Here is a 13,968-nt window from a genome sequence, read left to right on the forward strand (position 1 = left end):
CACTTAGCGATTTAGCTATGCTTATTGTTTGTCATGCCTCCTGTTGCTGAATATTGAAGGTTAACTAGTCACTATGCATGTTGAATCCAGCTTGTTTTCTTACCCTAAATTTTGGGCTGAGTGCTACGGCATTGCGCCGTTCTTGCCCATGTCTCGCAAAGAGATGGATAAATTAGGTTGGGATAGTTGCGATATTATCTTAGTGACAGGGGATGCCTATGTCGATCACCCAAGCTTTGGTATGGCCGTGATTGGCCGCATGCTTGAAGCCCAAGGCTTTAGAGTGGGCATTATTGCTCAGCCTGATTGGTCGAGCAAAGATGACTTTATGCGCCTAGGTAAGCCCAATTTATTTTTTGGGGTGACGGCTGGCAACATGGATTCGATGATCAACCGTTATACCGCCGATCGCAGAATGCGCCACGATGATGCTTATACCCCAGGTAACGTCGGCGGCAAACGCCCAGATCGCGCCGTGACTGTGTATACCCAGCGCTGTAAAGAAGCCTTTAAAGACGTGCCGGTAGTGATTGGCGGCATTGAAGCCAGTTTGCGCCGCATAGCGCACTACGACTATTGGTCAGACAAAGTGCGCCGCAGCGTAATTTTTGATGCTAAGGCCGATTTACTGATTTACGGTAACGCTGAGCGCCCATTAGTCGAAGTGGCCCACAGATTAGCGGCAGGTGAAGCGGCAGCCGATTTAACCGATGTCCGCGGCACCGCCATTATTGTTAAGCAAGCCTTGCCTGAATGGCGTGGCATGGATTCGCGCAAGTTAGATCAACTGCATAAAATCGATCCCATTCCCAACCCTTATGGCGCCGATGACGTTGGTTGCAAGAATTTATCTGGCCCAAGTGATGCCAAGATTTTTGATAATGACGCGCCTAAAGCCATCAGTGTGCAGCCGCCTAAGCCGCGCCCTTGGGAAAAAACCTATGTGTTGCTGCCAGCCTATGAAAAGGTCAGTACCGATAAATATCTGTATGCTCACGCCTCACGGATTTTGCATCAAGAGCAAAACCCAGGTTGTGCCCGCGCCTTATTGCAGCCTCATGGCGATCGCGCCGTGTGGGTTAATCCGCCGGCTTGGCCATTAAATACCGATGAGATGGATGCGGTCTTTGATTTGCCTTATCAGCGCATAGCGCATCCTGCCTATGGCAATGAAAAAATTCCTGCCTATGACATGATTAAAACCTCAATCAACATCATGCGAGGCTGTTTTGGTGGTTGTTCTTTCTGCTCTATTACTGAGCACGAAGGGCGAATTATTCAAAGTCGCTCGCAAGAGTCGATTATTAAAGAAATTAAAGATATTCGCGATAAAGTTCCAGGCTTTACTGGCGTGATTTCCGATCTCGGTGGCCCGACTGCAAACATGTATCGTTTGGGTTGCAAGAGCGAAAAAGCTGAAAAAACCTGCCGGCGTTTATCTTGTGTCTATCCCGCCATTTGTGGCCATTTGGACACAGATCATCAGCACACTATTGATTTATACCGCGCCGCGCGTGATGTACCTGGTATTAAAAAGGTACTGATTGCCTCTGGCGTGCGTTACGATTTAGCCATTGAAGATCCTCGCTATGTTAAGGAGCTCGCTAAGTATCATGTGGGTGGCTATTTAAAGATTGCCCCAGAGCATACCGAAGAAGGGCCATTATCTAAGATGATGAAGCCTGGCATGGGGTCTTATGACAAGTTTAAAGAGTTGTTTGATAAGTTTTCCCTAGAAGCGGGCAAGCAGCAGTATTTAATTCCTTACTTCATCTCGGCGCACCCTGGCACCACAGATGAAGATATGGTCAACTTGGCCTTATGGTTAAAAGAGCGCCGTTTTAAGCTAGATCAAGTGCAAAACTTTTATCCATCGCCTATGGCCAATGCCACCACTATTTATCACACTGAGCTTAATTCGCTTAAAAATGTGAAGCATGGCAGTGAGCAAGTATCTGTGCCGAAAAAGGGGCGGCAGCGCCGCTTGCACAAAGCCTTATTACGCTACCATGACAGCACAGATTGGCCATTAATCCGTGAAGCATTGCAAGCCATGGGTAAAGCCTATTTGATAGGTACTGGCCCTAATTGCTTAGTGCCGCCTGAAGGTCGCAATGAAGCTAAAAGCTGGGGTAATAAGCCTGCACCAAAAGGCCAGCAAGCGGCAACGCGTTTTAGCGATAATCAACATGATGCGCGTAAGCCAAACTCCAATGTTAAAGGCGGCGCTAAAGGCAATGCTGCCGCTGGTAAAGGTCATGCGGATAAAACTGGCTCAGGCAAGCCTAATGCCGGCAAAGCGAATGCTGGTAAGTCAGATATTGGTAAGTCAGATGCGCTTAAGCCTAGTAATAAGCCTAGCAGTGCAAAGCCAAAGTCCGGCGCCCGCGGTCCGAGACCGATTTTTGGTAAAGCGCAGCCAGCAGCAAGTAATGGCAACAAGGCGAATAAAGCCAATAAGACGAAGTAGTTAATTCTAGGGCTGCCAAGTATCAAGCTTGGCAGTCGCAAATTAGCCATCAGGGGATGATATGAGTCAAAGCGAATATAGTGAGCAGGGCTTTTGGCAAAAGCTGAAAATGTTTGCCCTCAAGGCCGGTCAAGAAGTGGTAGAAAAAGCCTTATGGCTGTTTTATGCCGCGCAGCGCCCTGATACTCCTAAATGGGCTAAGGCCGTTATTTTTGGCGCCTTAGGCTACTTCATTATGCCACTTGATGCTGTGCCGGATATTACGCCGTTAATGGGCTTTACCGATGATCTCGGTGCACTAGCCGCGGCCGTAGGCATGGTGTCCTTGTATATTGATGATGAGGTTAAGCGTAAATCGAGCGAAACCTTAGCGCGCTGGTTTAGTTAGTCTCTTTTTGGCTGGTCGTTAAGCATCTTGACCTCAGCCACTTTGCTTGATAGTTAGCTCTTAGTATTCAATGCATTATTGGTTTGGTCATTTATTCTGCGACTAAGCCAAGCTTATGCTAGATTGTGACCTCCCTATAAGAGAGGTAATAATCATAATGACACCTAAACTCCCTCTGTATTTGTTACTTGCTGGCAGCCTGCCATTTTCCGTATTAAGCCAAGAATTAGATTCAAAGCAATTGGCATTTTTTGATGCCATTAAGGCGCATTGCGGTAAGGCTTACGCCGGCACAGTTGTTAATGCGAGTGCCGCCGATGCTAGCTTTAGCAATAAGAGGTTAATCATGCATGTGCGTGAATGCAGTGAGCAGCAATTAAAAGTTCCTTTTCATGTGGGCGATGATCATTCTCGCACTTGGGTCATCACCAAAACTGCCCAAGGCCTGCAGTTAAAGCATGATCATCGTCATCAAGATGGCAGCTCAGATACAGTCACTATGTATGGCGGCGATACGGCCACCACGGGGAGCGCCACCTTGCAATCATTTCCTGTGGATGAGTTTTCAATTGCCAACTTCATGGCCAATGGCTTGAATCAATCGGTCACTAATGTGTGGCATATGGGCATAGACAGTAATAGCTTTAGTTATCGCCTTAATCGCGCTAATCGTGACTTTTTGGTGGAATTTGATTTAACCCAGCCAGTGGCTTTGCCGCCCAGCCCGTGGGGGCATGAATAGTGTCGCTGAACCCATAAGTCGCTTTCAGCGACAAATAGGCTGAGAGTCAATGAGGACTTAATGACAGGCCAGCCCAGCTACTATAAATCTAGCCTCTGGGCTGCGAGTGACTTGATGACTTAAGCTCGGTTTAAATTAAGCTCACTAAATAAGATTGAGCGCATTAAGCAAATGATGAACTTAACGCGGGCTAAAGCTAAACGCTTGGCCTGCTAGCGCGGCTTCATACATCAAGCCACCTTTGGCAAGGGTAAACACTGTCATACCATTAATGTACTGAGCAGCAACTGCATTGCCGGCCTTGGCGCTGGTACCTGTACTTCCTGCTTGAGCGTTAACGCCCACATTTAAGGCCACGGCTGATGCCTGCGCGCCAAATTCAAACTCGCCACTGGTAAAGGTTTCATAGGCCTTTTGATGCTGAAAGAAAATAATCTCACTATAAGCTTGGCCGCCGAGCTGAAACCCTATAGATACTTGACTTAAGCTGGTGTTGCCTGTGGCTTTTCCTGCCACAAATACCTTACCTTCGCCATACGCTGCGCCAATGCCAAAGCCACCTTTGGCAACGGTTGGGAATAAAGCATAACCATAGGCATTATTAAAAAATGGGGCGGTTTGCGGCGCTTGCTTAAAATGGCTGAGGGCATCTTGATAGCTTGAATCGGCCCAAGCGCTAGACATGCTAAACACTTGGCAAATTCCTGCGCTGAGCAACACTAGCATGGCTTTAATTGAGGTGGTCATTGAGCATCTCCCTGATAAGTGCGATTGGTTAGACTCATCTCATCATAACCATAAGTCGCCACTGCGCTAGCTAAATATTAGTCTTTGCTTAATGGTGATTGATGTATGACTTTTTGCAAATAGGCGAGCTCTTCTGAACTTAATAATTGCGAGCTGGCTTTATTGGCATTAACGGGTTGCTGGCTCAGTAAACCGCGTAAATAGGCGGCTTGGGTAATTTGTTTAAGGCCATAAAAGGCTAAACCGTACAGGCTAATTAGCATCAATAATCTGGGCAGGATTAAGCTTGCGACCGTAATGTCGCTATTGAAATAAAAAGGGATGAATACGAGTGCATTGCGCACTAACCAGTTGGCGAGTAAACACAGAGTTAATACCAATAACCAGTGACACTTGATATCTTTCAGGCTCATTTGATGAGCGCGACTGGCGCGGCTAGTAAAGTGATTAAGTAGCCTAAATGTCGCGACAAAATAACAGCCGCTCTGCAGCAATAAGCATAGGGGTAGCACTATGGCTAAGAGGCTAAATTGAGTGGCTTCTTGAGGCGCGGCAATTAGCGGATCATTCACGTTGACGGCGCTTAATGCTAAAGCCTTGGATTCGAGAGCATTAAATTCAAAACCACTCAGTCCCAATCGTTGCCAGCTGGCGGCAACAATTACTAAGACAATCGCGATAATGGTTGGCAGTAGATGCAAGTTAAGATTTATGGGGGAAGTGATTTGATGCAAGCTGCGATAGCAATACAGGTACAGCACTGGCATCACTAAAAAATAAATGGGAAATAAGCTTAAATGCAGTAAATGCGATTGCACTAGATGGGATAAGCTATCAAGCTCGACTATGGGTAAAGTACCGCTAAAAAAATACAATCCAATCAAGCTAATAAGAGCGACCAGTAAGGTGTGATGCTGCTGGCGCCCGCGATAAATATAACGAATATATACGCCCAATAGCAGGCAGTGAATACCCGCGATGAGCGACAACCACCAAAAGGACTGCTGCAAATACTGATTAAATTCGAGCATCGAGTCACCTCACGAATCGTTATAACCGGCACTGCGAGTCTTAGGTCATCTCAGTGATAAGGGTAAACCGAGTGCTAGCTTAATCTGAATGTTAGATCAATGGCTAGCGCTGGTGGCGGTTGGATGCGCCTTTAGGAGGCAAACCTGGCGTGGCTTTACGCTCTTTAATTAAGTGCTGCAGCGCCAGTATCGGGTGATAAATTAACATTCTTGGCCCCGCAAATATCATCACCTCGCGCATTAAGGCTTTGGGCTCAGGCTTATAGCAATGAACTGGGCATTTGTTACAGGTCGGCTTAGTCGCGCCATAAGGACAGCGGTCTAAGCGCATGTTGGCATATTCGAGCAATTGCTGACAATCATCACACAGAGGTTTGCCGCCATGTTGATGGTGGCAATAAATGGAGATCATGGCCGTGAGGGTTTTGAACTCATTTAATAAAGGGCCTTGAAAACGAATCAGCGCTGCCATTGCATTAACCTGTATTTGATAAGTATCTTAATAATATCGCAATCATTTGCTTGCCGTCGGGATAAACGGCTAAAGCTTGAGCTAGCTCTAAATATGAATGACTTTATCTGCCGCAATCGTCCATTGGCTTAATTGTTGTAAGTTACCTATCTGGCAGTCGCTAGTGAGTAGCTCAGAAGTAATGCCGCGCGCTTCACAGCAGGTTTTGCATAAGCTTACCGGTACGCCTTGCGCGGTCAGAATATCGAGCATTTGTTGAATGTGATAACTCAGCGCTGGGGTTTGCTGATGCGTCATGGCGCCATACACAGCATCTGACATTAAAAACACTTGCAGTGATACTTTGGGCTCGGTTTGCTCGGCTAATGAAATTGCAATTCTTAGGGCATTAAATAATTTTTCGCTGCCATAAGGGCTTGAGTGAGCAACTAACAGTATGGTTTGCATGCAATAAACCTTAGTGAGTGAGAGCTAGGATAGCAGTGCTTAGTCTACTGATATTAGCGTTAGCTAACCTTGACCTTAGCCAAAGTGTTAATGATTAAGCGCTAGATATTTAGCTGAAAATCCGCATAATCCAAGAGAAATGATAATGGAATGAGACTGATAACTCATTTCGCGACAAGGATATCGCCATGAAATTATTTGTCCTAGTGTTATTAGTTGCCCTCGGCGTTTACTTGTATATACGAGCTCAGCGCTTAGCCCGTGAGGAAGAAGCCGAGGAGGCACGCGCCGCTAAGCTTGCTGCTGACAATGAAAACACCATCAATACCAGCGCTGCCAGTAGTGTTGGCGCCAGTGATGTTATCGCCAGCGGAGTTGGTGTTAGTGAAGTTAGCGCCAATGAAGTTAGTGCCAGAGAAGTTAGTATGAGTATCGCTAATATCGAGGCTCATCTAGAGGCTAGCAATGAAGCTAAGCTGCAAGATTTGCAAGCACAAGAGCAGGGCGGCAAGCTTGCTGGCCAAGTGCAATTGACTGACCCAAGCTTGCAAGCCTTGGTCAGTGAAGTCATGGGCGCCACGTTAAATGATGCCTATCCGCGCTTATGTGGCTTAATCAAGCGCTGCTACAAGGCGCGCAAACAAGCGCAAGTATTGTCACAATCTTTGGCGTTAAGCCGTTGGCATAATGAATTGCTAGTGCTCACAGACACGCCATCTGGTCACGCGTTTAAGCATTTAGCCACTTTACTTGCCGATGCTGGCCATATTGATGCTGCCATAGAGGTGTGTGACAGGGCACTGGCATTGGGCTTAAATGATGGCACTGCGACTGGTTTTAGTGGGCGTAAACAACGCTTACAGCAAGCAAGGCCTTCATAATTCTCTTAAATCATCTTCCTAATACCCCGACAAAATTTAGCGTTATTTTTTCATGACTTAGCGCGTAGAATGCAAGCTATCGCTAGATTAAGCCTGTGGGGCGCTTGTGTTTAAACAATTACTGATTTTTGTAGGGGTGTTATTGCTCTCTGGCTGCAGTCAGCCATCGCAGTGGACACTGTTTTACTATCCTGGCGTTGCCGCCGCGCCAAGTGTGATAGAAGCCAAAGCCAAAGCCATAGGCGGTTATTACCAAACCTTAGAGCAATGTCAGAGCAAAGGCGCTGGCATGCTGCGTATATCTGGGCAAAACCTTGGGGTGTTTGTGTGCGCGTTAGAGTGCGAGCAAACAGATTCAACGGTGAGTTGTAAGCAACTCAATAGCTCAGTCATTTAATAACTCAATCACTCAATCATTTAGTCTTAGTCTTGGCTTTGAGTAACAAATCATTTAACTAGGCACAGGGGCGATAAGGTGACGGCATTACAATTCAAGCAACCCTTTTTTAATGAGTTACCTAAGCTATTGTCGCCAGTATTGCCGCAAGGACTAGGGGCTAGTCGCTGGATTGCTTGGAGTGATGATGCGGCGCAGTTACTTGGCGGTATTAAACCCACCGCCAGCTTGCTTAACCAATGCGCGGGCAATCAATTATTTGATAATGGTTTGGGGCATTATTTTGCGCAAGTCTACAGTGGCCATCAATTTGGTGGCTATAGCCCGCAATTAGGTGATGGCCGCGCCATGATAGTGGGCAGTTTGCAGGCGCCAGAAGGCGCATTTGAAATGTCGCTAAAAGGCGCAGGTATCACGCCTTATTCTCGCCATGGTGATGGCCGCGCGGTATTGCGCTCTGCCTTACGGGAGTTTTTAGCTTCTGAAGCGTTACATCATTTAGGCATAGCCACGACGCGGGCGCTAGCTGTGGTGGGCTCTGATTTATCCGTATGGCGTGAAACGGAAGAAACCGCCGCCATTACTGTGCGGTTGGCGCGCAGTCATATTCGCTTTGGTCATTTTCAATATGTGACTCATGGGCTACAAAGTAAGCCGCAGTTACAAGCCTTAATCGATTTCACCATTAAGCAGCATTATCCTGAGCTCACTTTAGATAGCCAAGGTTATAGCGCTTGGTTTGCCAAAGTGGTTGATAGCACAGCGCTTATGATTGCCAAATGGCAAGCGTTTGGCTTTACCCATGGGGTAATGAATACCGACAATATGAGCATACTTGGGGACACGTTAGATTATGGTCCCTTTGGCTTTTTAGACAGATATGATGAAGATTTTGTATGTAATCATTCTGATAGCGAGTCGCGCTATAGCTTTGTGCGTCAGCCTGGGGTCGCGCTGTGGAATTTGCAGCGCTTAGCGCAAGCGCTGGCGCCCATTATAGCGTCAGACTCGCTTGTCTCTGGGTTAGACAGTTTTGAGCCACGCTTGATTGAGCATTATGTGACTATTATGTCTGGGCGTTTAGGAATGGCGCGCCATGATAATGATAGCGATTTAGAGCTGATCTCGGCCTTAATGCGGGGATTGCAAGCCAATGGCCTAGATTACACTCGCACTATGCGACAGTTAAAACTTGTGAGTCACGCTGATAAACAGCTGCCCTGGCAAGATGATTGCGTGCAGCCGCAACTCATGAGTGATTGGTGGCGCGCTTATAAGACACGCTTAGTCGGCGTTGATGATTGGGACGGCTGGCAAGCGCAGCGCCAGCGCACTAACCCTAAGTATATTTTGCGAAATTACTTGGCTCAGCAAGCCATTGAAGAGGCAGAACGTGGCAATCTTGAGATGGTCACATCGCTGATGGCCGCGCTGCAAAATCCTTTTGATGAGCAAACACAATATGAGCAATATGCCCAATTGCCGCCTGATTGGGCGCAAGGTCTGGTATTATCTTGCAGTAGTTAGCCTTGGGAGATGAGTATGCCAGCGCAATTGAGTTTGAATTCATTAGAATATCAAGCAGAACAACAAGTCATAGCCTTTACCGCCGCTGTGGATTACGACAGTTTTTCGTCGTTTGCCGAACGCTTATGCCAAGCGCTTGATTGCCGCGTCATCGAAAAGCAGTGGGGCGCCGATAGGCATCAATGGCTGCTCGACTTTGAAGATACTTATCTTGAACTGCATTACGAAGACTATGGTCAAGTCAGCTGGCTGACGGCTAAGAGTCATCACCCACAAAGCGCAGAAGTGCTAGTTTTTTTACTAGGCTTAATGCGTCCTTACCTTCAAGCAAAGAGGTCGCTTTCATGACAAGCGTTGCATGTGATTTTGGGTTTCATGAGCTCACACCTGATTTGCAATTAGATGCGATTGAATCTTTAGGTATTTATCCGCAGTCTGGGCTATTGACGCTCAATAGCTATGAAAATCGCGTCTACCAGTTTCGCTGTGATAACAATCAGCGTTATGTGGTTAAGTTTTATCGCCCCGGGCGTTGGACCAATGCGCAAATTCAAGAAGAACACGATTTTGCCGCCGATTTACAACATGATGAATTGTCAGTGGTGGCACCGTTAATCATTAATGGCGCGAGCTTACATCATTTTAAGGGGTATAGATTCTCGCTGTTCCCATCCATGGGCGGGCGGGCGTTTGAAGTGGATAACTTAGATCATCTAGAAATAGTGGGTCACAGTTTAGGCCGCATGCATTTGCTCGGCGCTAACAAGCAGTTTGTTCATCGAGAAACCTTGCGCCCTGAAGTGTGGGGCCAAACCGCCATCGACATTTTGGCGCAATCGCCACTGATCCCATCGGCCTTAAAAGACAGGTACCTTAGCGCCGCCTCACGCTTATTGTCCTTAATTAATCAAGCCTTTACTAAGCAGTCTTATACGCCGATTCGCCTGCATGGGGACTTGCACCCAGGCAATATTTTATGGACAGATGATGGCGCAACCTTAGTGGATTTAGATGATGCCTGCATGGGGCCTGCCATCCAAGATATGTGGATGATGTTGTCAGGCGATCGCGCTCAGCAGTTATTGCAGCTTGATGTCATCATTGAGGCTTACAACGAGTTTAATGAGTTTAACTTAGATGAATTGGCATTAATTGAACCGCTTCGGGGCTTAAGAATGCTGCATCACAATGGTTGGTTGGCTAAGCGTTGGAGCGATCCTGCCTTTCCGCACCATTTCCCTTGGTTTGCAGAAGCTAACTATTGGCAGCAAGCATTGAATGATATCGATGCCCAGTGTTTAGCGGTTCAAGCGGCGCCACTCACTTTAGGTCCAAGTTGGTAGTCGGGAACTTTATTTAAAGGATTTAATCCAACTGGTTGATATGTTAATCTTTTGAGCAATAACGATTGCTTTATTACACTTTACAGGGAATACGATGAAAAAAGCACTACTGGTGGCGTTAGCGTTAGTGATAGCACCTATGGCAGCCATGGCTGCTGATTATAAAGAAGGCGTGCATTACACTGTGATTAATCAAGGGCCTGCGACTGCCAAGCCTGAAATCAAAGAGTTTTTCTCTTTCTATTGTGGTCATTGCTTTAATTTTGCTAAAACTGTGGTGCCACAAATTAAGTCAACCCTGCCAAAAGGTGTGGCGTTTAATCAAGCTCACGTTGAATTTATCGGCCGCGAAATGGGCCCTGAAATGTCACGCGCCTTTGCGGTTGCTCGCCAACTGGGTGTGGAAGAAAAGATAGAAAACGCTATGTTCAGCGCTATTCATGAGAAGCGTCAAAACTTCACGAATCGTGATGATATTCGCGCTTTATTCATAGCTAACGGTGTTGATGCTAAAGATTTTGATGCCGCGGCCAATTCATTCATGGTTAATGCGCAAGTGGCTAACATGAAGCGCGATACTGAAAACGCTAAAATCCAAGGCGTGCCAGCGCTGGTGGTGAACGGTAAGTATTTAGTGAAGACAGATGCCATCAAGTCTTACGATGAAATGTTAGATATCGCTTACTTCTTAGCTGAAAAGAAAGACTAAGACTGGATGCGAAACATAGCTGTTAATTAGGAGTCCTTCGGGGCTCCTTTTTTATGGGCGCTGGCCGAGATTTCCCATTGCAATGAATGTTAAGTTTATCATTTGTCAGTGTTTGTGTGTGATTGTGTTAACATTGGCTACAATGGTATATACAATTTTTTTTGAGCTAGCCCTCAAAAGCACAGATTGTTAGGAAACCAATGGCACCATAGAGTGTCATAATACTAGACAAGCCATAGTATTAATAATGAGTGGTTATGGCGCAGCAAGAAGTAATACAAGGAGGTTATATGAGAGTTTTCCCCGTTTATGCCCCAAAGCTAATGATTAAGCATGTCAGAATTTTTTTGAATGGGGCGATTTGGGTAAAAGATCTCGGGCGACTTGAGTTTGAGAAAGGGCGATTTATGTTGCCTAAAAAGAGTCAACCTAAGATTAAGCAGGCGGTAGTTGAATTGAATGCGTTGATTGAAGCGCAAAATCAGTTAGCTCTTCTGGCTTAATTTAGCACTTAGATAATCTGTTTCATCCTGTCTTCAGACATAGTTATCTTGATGCTTGGCACCCTTTGTAGGCTTCTACAATGGGTGCTTGCATGCTAATCATAGTGCTTAACTGGTAACTACTAGCTAGGTACTCACACTATGATTCCTCGCTATGACTCACAGTTAACCTTAGTCAACTTGGTTGTTCAGCAGTCCTACTAAACCAGTCACTTTTTCATTCCATGAATTCAGTTCCAGTTGCAAATGTTGGTTTTGCGCTTGTAACTGCTCAGCTTGTTGCGTCATTTCTGCTGATTTCTGTTTCTCTTCTTCTAATTCCATCTTCTGTAATTCGATAGTTTCGAGTGCAGCTTGGATTTTAGTTTCCAGTTTTGATAATAATTCGAGGCTCATGGTAAGTCCTAATGAGGTGGTCTTGGTAACTGCGATTCTAACAGTGTCCAAGGCTGATGGAATAGGCGATTCGCTTGAGCGGCTAAAAATCCAGCACTTAAGTGAGTAATCATAAAATTAGTTAGAATTTTGGGGGCTTATGCCACATTTACAGGGCAATCCAGTGAATGCTTAGGGCTAATTATTATGGTTAATGACGAGCATTTTGCTTAGGTTAATGGACATGTTTGCCCAAGTTTCAATTTTATGTGCCTAGATTTAGGCGGCGTGAGTGAGTTGTCTTAGTCTTTAGTTACTCTTTTTAAGTAACATCAAGCACACATTGGTTAAAATCTGCCGATTGGCTGAGGTATGATAACGGCTGCATATTCTCTTTTTTGGAAATATTTAGTCTCATGGATGTCAACCCAATCGTATTGTTACCGTTAATTTTTACCTTGGTATTGGCCCTAGTCACGCGGCAAACCTTAGTGGCACTAATTGGCGGTATAGTAAGCGGCGCCTTATTGGTTAAGAGCTTTGATGTCATTGCGACGCTGCAATATCTAGCAGCATCTACCCAAGGGTTATTCTATGACGGCGGCGCTTGGAAAACTTGGAATCTGAATGTGCTGGCGGCGATGTTAATGCTGGGAATGATGACGCGCTTATTAAGCATTAGCGGCGCGGTTGATAGTTTTAGCCAATGGTTATACCTGCGCATTCAAAGCGGCCGGCAAGCAAGGCTTGGCGTGGTGCTACTCGGTTATCTCGTCTTTATCGACGGTATTTTTAGCTGCCTTGCCGTGGGGCATGTGTGCCGGCCATTAAAAGATAAATATGCCATCAACTCGCCGCAATTAGCTTATCTGGTTGATTCCAACGCATCGCCCTTGTGCTCGTTAGTGCCTATATCAAGCTGGGGGCCGTATGTGATGGCGCTGCTTGCTAGCATTAGCTTTCTTAATTTGCCGCCGTTAGCGGCTTTTGTTGTGGTGGCTCAAGGTAACTTTTATGCCATTTTAACGTTAGTCTTTGCCTTATGGCTGGCTTATAGCGGTAAGGGTTTTGAGCAAGTGACTCAGGCGGCGCCCAAAAGCGAGCCTGACACTGCGCCTGATACGACTAAAATCGGCGCTATCGGCCCTTGGATGCTGCTGTTGCCTATGCTGACCTTATTGCTCAGTGCTATTGGTTTTACCTTAACCTCAGGCATGATGGCAGCGCCTGATGGGAGTATTGCCCAGTGGATAGCGCAAGCCGATATTGGCGCCGCTATGCGTAACGCTTGCTTACTGGCTTTAGTTGTCACTTTTGCCAGTATGATGTTTTCAGGCCAAGGCTTGTCTTTGATGGTCAAAGGTGTTGCTAGTGGCATAGGTATGATGCTGTTTGCCATTGGCATCTTGTTATGTACTTGGATGATTGGCAAGGTGATTGCCGATCTTAATGTTGCCTCTTTACTCGCTTATTGGGCTGAGCTCTATATTAATCAGCGCTTATTAGTACCTGGACTCTTTGTGTTATGTGCCTTGATGGCGTTTACCACAGGTTCAAGTTGGGGCACTTTTGCCATTATGATCCCCATTGGCGCTCAAATTAGTCATCAATTGGATGTCAGTATGTTATTGCCAGCGCTGAGCGCCGTGATGGCAGGTTCAGTGTTTGGCGATCATTGTTCACCGATTTCTGATACCAGCGTAATCAGCGCAACTAGCAGTGGCTGTAGCCCTCATGAACATGTGATTACCCAAATCCCCTTAGCCTTAGTGACAGCCACTGGCGCGCTGGTGGGCTTTTGGTTAGTGAATCAAGGCTGGGATTACTTGCTCAGTGGACTAGTGGCAGGCTTTGTTGGCTTTGGCTTGTTACAAGGCTTGCTATGGCGGCGTAAGTTAGTCTCTAGGGTTTCTATGTCTAATTGAAGATGACTGCT

The 13,968-nt window shown here is 46.2% G+C and carries 16 protein-coding genes; 11 read left to right on the top strand and 5 right to left on the bottom strand.

The window, feature by feature from the left end:
- Nucleotides 1–73: 73 nt before the first annotated feature.
- The 3 genes from FJQ87_RS03230 to FJQ87_RS03240 all read left to right on the top strand — a co-directional run bounded on the left by FJQ87_RS03230 (nt 74) and on the right by FJQ87_RS03240 (nt 3,600).
- Nucleotides 74–2,470: a YgiQ family radical SAM protein gene (locus tag FJQ87_RS03230; RefSeq protein WP_140930530.1), complete on the top strand. Its 2,397-nt coding sequence runs from the start codon at nt 74–76 to the stop codon at nt 2,468–2,470.
- Nucleotides 2,471–2,531: 61 nt separating this feature from the next.
- Nucleotides 2,532–2,858 carry a YkvA family protein gene (locus FJQ87_RS03235; protein WP_140930532.1) on the top strand — a complete coding sequence of 109 codons (327 nt, stop codon included), beginning with the start codon at nt 2,532–2,534 and terminating at the stop codon, nt 2,856–2,858.
- A 157-nt stretch (nt 2,859–3,015) separates the two neighbouring features.
- On the top strand, nt 3,016–3,600 hold the full coding sequence (locus tag FJQ87_RS03240; RefSeq protein WP_140930534.1) for a hypothetical protein: 585 nt from the start codon (nt 3,016–3,018) through the stop codon (nt 3,598–3,600).
- 180 nt (nt 3,601–3,780) lie between these two features.
- Here the strand turns inward: FJQ87_RS03240 and FJQ87_RS03245 are convergent, their stop codons facing one another.
- The 4 genes from FJQ87_RS03245 to FJQ87_RS03260 form a co-directional block, all read right to left on the bottom strand.
- Complete coding sequence (locus FJQ87_RS03245; RefSeq protein ID WP_240778891.1) at nt 3,781–4,326, bottom strand: lipid-binding SYLF domain-containing protein; 546 nt, start codon at nt 4,324–4,326, stop codon at nt 3,781–3,783.
- A 98-nt stretch (nt 4,327–4,424) separates the two neighbouring features.
- Nucleotides 4,425–5,378, bottom strand: coding sequence for a hypothetical protein (locus FJQ87_RS03250; protein ID WP_140930538.1), 954 nt, complete (start codon nt 5,376–5,378; stop codon nt 4,425–4,427).
- A 103-nt stretch (nt 5,379–5,481) separates the two neighbouring features.
- Nucleotides 5,482–5,850, bottom strand: coding sequence for a nitrous oxide-stimulated promoter family protein (locus tag FJQ87_RS03255; protein WP_140930540.1), 369 nt, complete (start codon nt 5,848–5,850; stop codon nt 5,482–5,484).
- Nucleotides 5,851–5,937: 87 nt separating this feature from the next.
- On the bottom strand, nt 5,938–6,297 hold the full coding sequence (locus FJQ87_RS03260) for a DsrE family protein (protein ID WP_140930542.1): 360 nt from the start codon (nt 6,295–6,297) through the stop codon (nt 5,938–5,940).
- 188 nt (nt 6,298–6,485) lie between these two features.
- Here FJQ87_RS03260 and FJQ87_RS03270 point away from each other — a divergent pair, with 188 nt between their 5' ends.
- From FJQ87_RS03270 to FJQ87_RS03300, 7 genes are all read left to right on the top strand, one after another.
- Nucleotides 6,486–7,178, top strand: a complete 693-nt coding sequence (locus tag FJQ87_RS03270; protein WP_240778816.1) for a hypothetical protein — start codon at nt 6,486–6,488, stop codon at nt 7,176–7,178.
- 106 nt (nt 7,179–7,284) lie between these two features.
- Nucleotides 7,285–7,575 (top strand): hypothetical protein, encoded by a 291-nt coding sequence (locus FJQ87_RS03275; RefSeq protein ID WP_140930548.1) that lies wholly within the window; start codon nt 7,285–7,287, stop codon nt 7,573–7,575.
- A 78-nt stretch (nt 7,576–7,653) separates the two neighbouring features.
- Nucleotides 7,654–9,102, top strand: coding sequence for a protein adenylyltransferase SelO (locus tag FJQ87_RS03280; RefSeq protein ID WP_140930550.1), 1,449 nt, complete (start codon nt 7,654–7,656; stop codon nt 9,100–9,102).
- 15 nt (nt 9,103–9,117) lie between these two features.
- Nucleotides 9,118–9,450 (top strand): DUF3630 family protein, encoded by a 333-nt coding sequence (locus FJQ87_RS03285; RefSeq protein WP_140930552.1) that lies wholly within the window; start codon nt 9,118–9,120, stop codon nt 9,448–9,450.
- Nucleotides 9,447–10,445: a serine/threonine protein kinase gene (locus FJQ87_RS03290; protein ID WP_140930554.1), complete on the top strand. Its 999-nt coding sequence runs from the start codon at nt 9,447–9,449 to the stop codon at nt 10,443–10,445. Before FJQ87_RS03285 ends, FJQ87_RS03290 begins: the two co-directional genes overlap by 4 nt.
- A gap of 94 nt (nt 10,446–10,539) precedes the next feature.
- Nucleotides 10,540–11,154 carry a thiol:disulfide interchange protein DsbA/DsbL gene (locus FJQ87_RS03295; protein WP_140930556.1) on the top strand — a complete coding sequence of 205 codons (615 nt, stop codon included), beginning with the start codon at nt 10,540–10,542 and terminating at the stop codon, nt 11,152–11,154.
- Between the two features lie 290 nt (nt 11,155–11,444).
- Complete coding sequence (locus FJQ87_RS03300) at nt 11,445–11,657, top strand: DUF1107 domain-containing protein (protein ID WP_140933969.1); 213 nt, start codon at nt 11,445–11,447, stop codon at nt 11,655–11,657.
- 171 nt (nt 11,658–11,828) lie between these two features.
- On the opposite strand, the gene FJQ87_RS03305 is transcribed toward FJQ87_RS03300, so the two are convergent.
- A complete protein-coding gene (locus FJQ87_RS03305; RefSeq protein WP_140930558.1) occupies nt 11,829–12,053 on the bottom strand; it encodes a cell division protein ZapB in 225 nt (74 codons plus the stop codon).
- Between the two features lie 395 nt (nt 12,054–12,448).
- Between FJQ87_RS03305 and FJQ87_RS03310 the strand changes: the two genes are divergently transcribed.
- On the top strand, nt 12,449–13,957 hold the full coding sequence (locus tag FJQ87_RS03310; protein ID WP_140930560.1) for a Na+/H+ antiporter NhaC family protein: 1,509 nt from the start codon (nt 12,449–12,451) through the stop codon (nt 13,955–13,957).
- Nucleotides 13,958–13,968 lie beyond the last annotated feature (11 nt).

The organism is Shewanella sp. SNU WT4, from assembly GCF_006494715.1.
Lineage (GTDB): Bacteria > Pseudomonadota > Gammaproteobacteria > Enterobacterales > Shewanellaceae > Shewanella.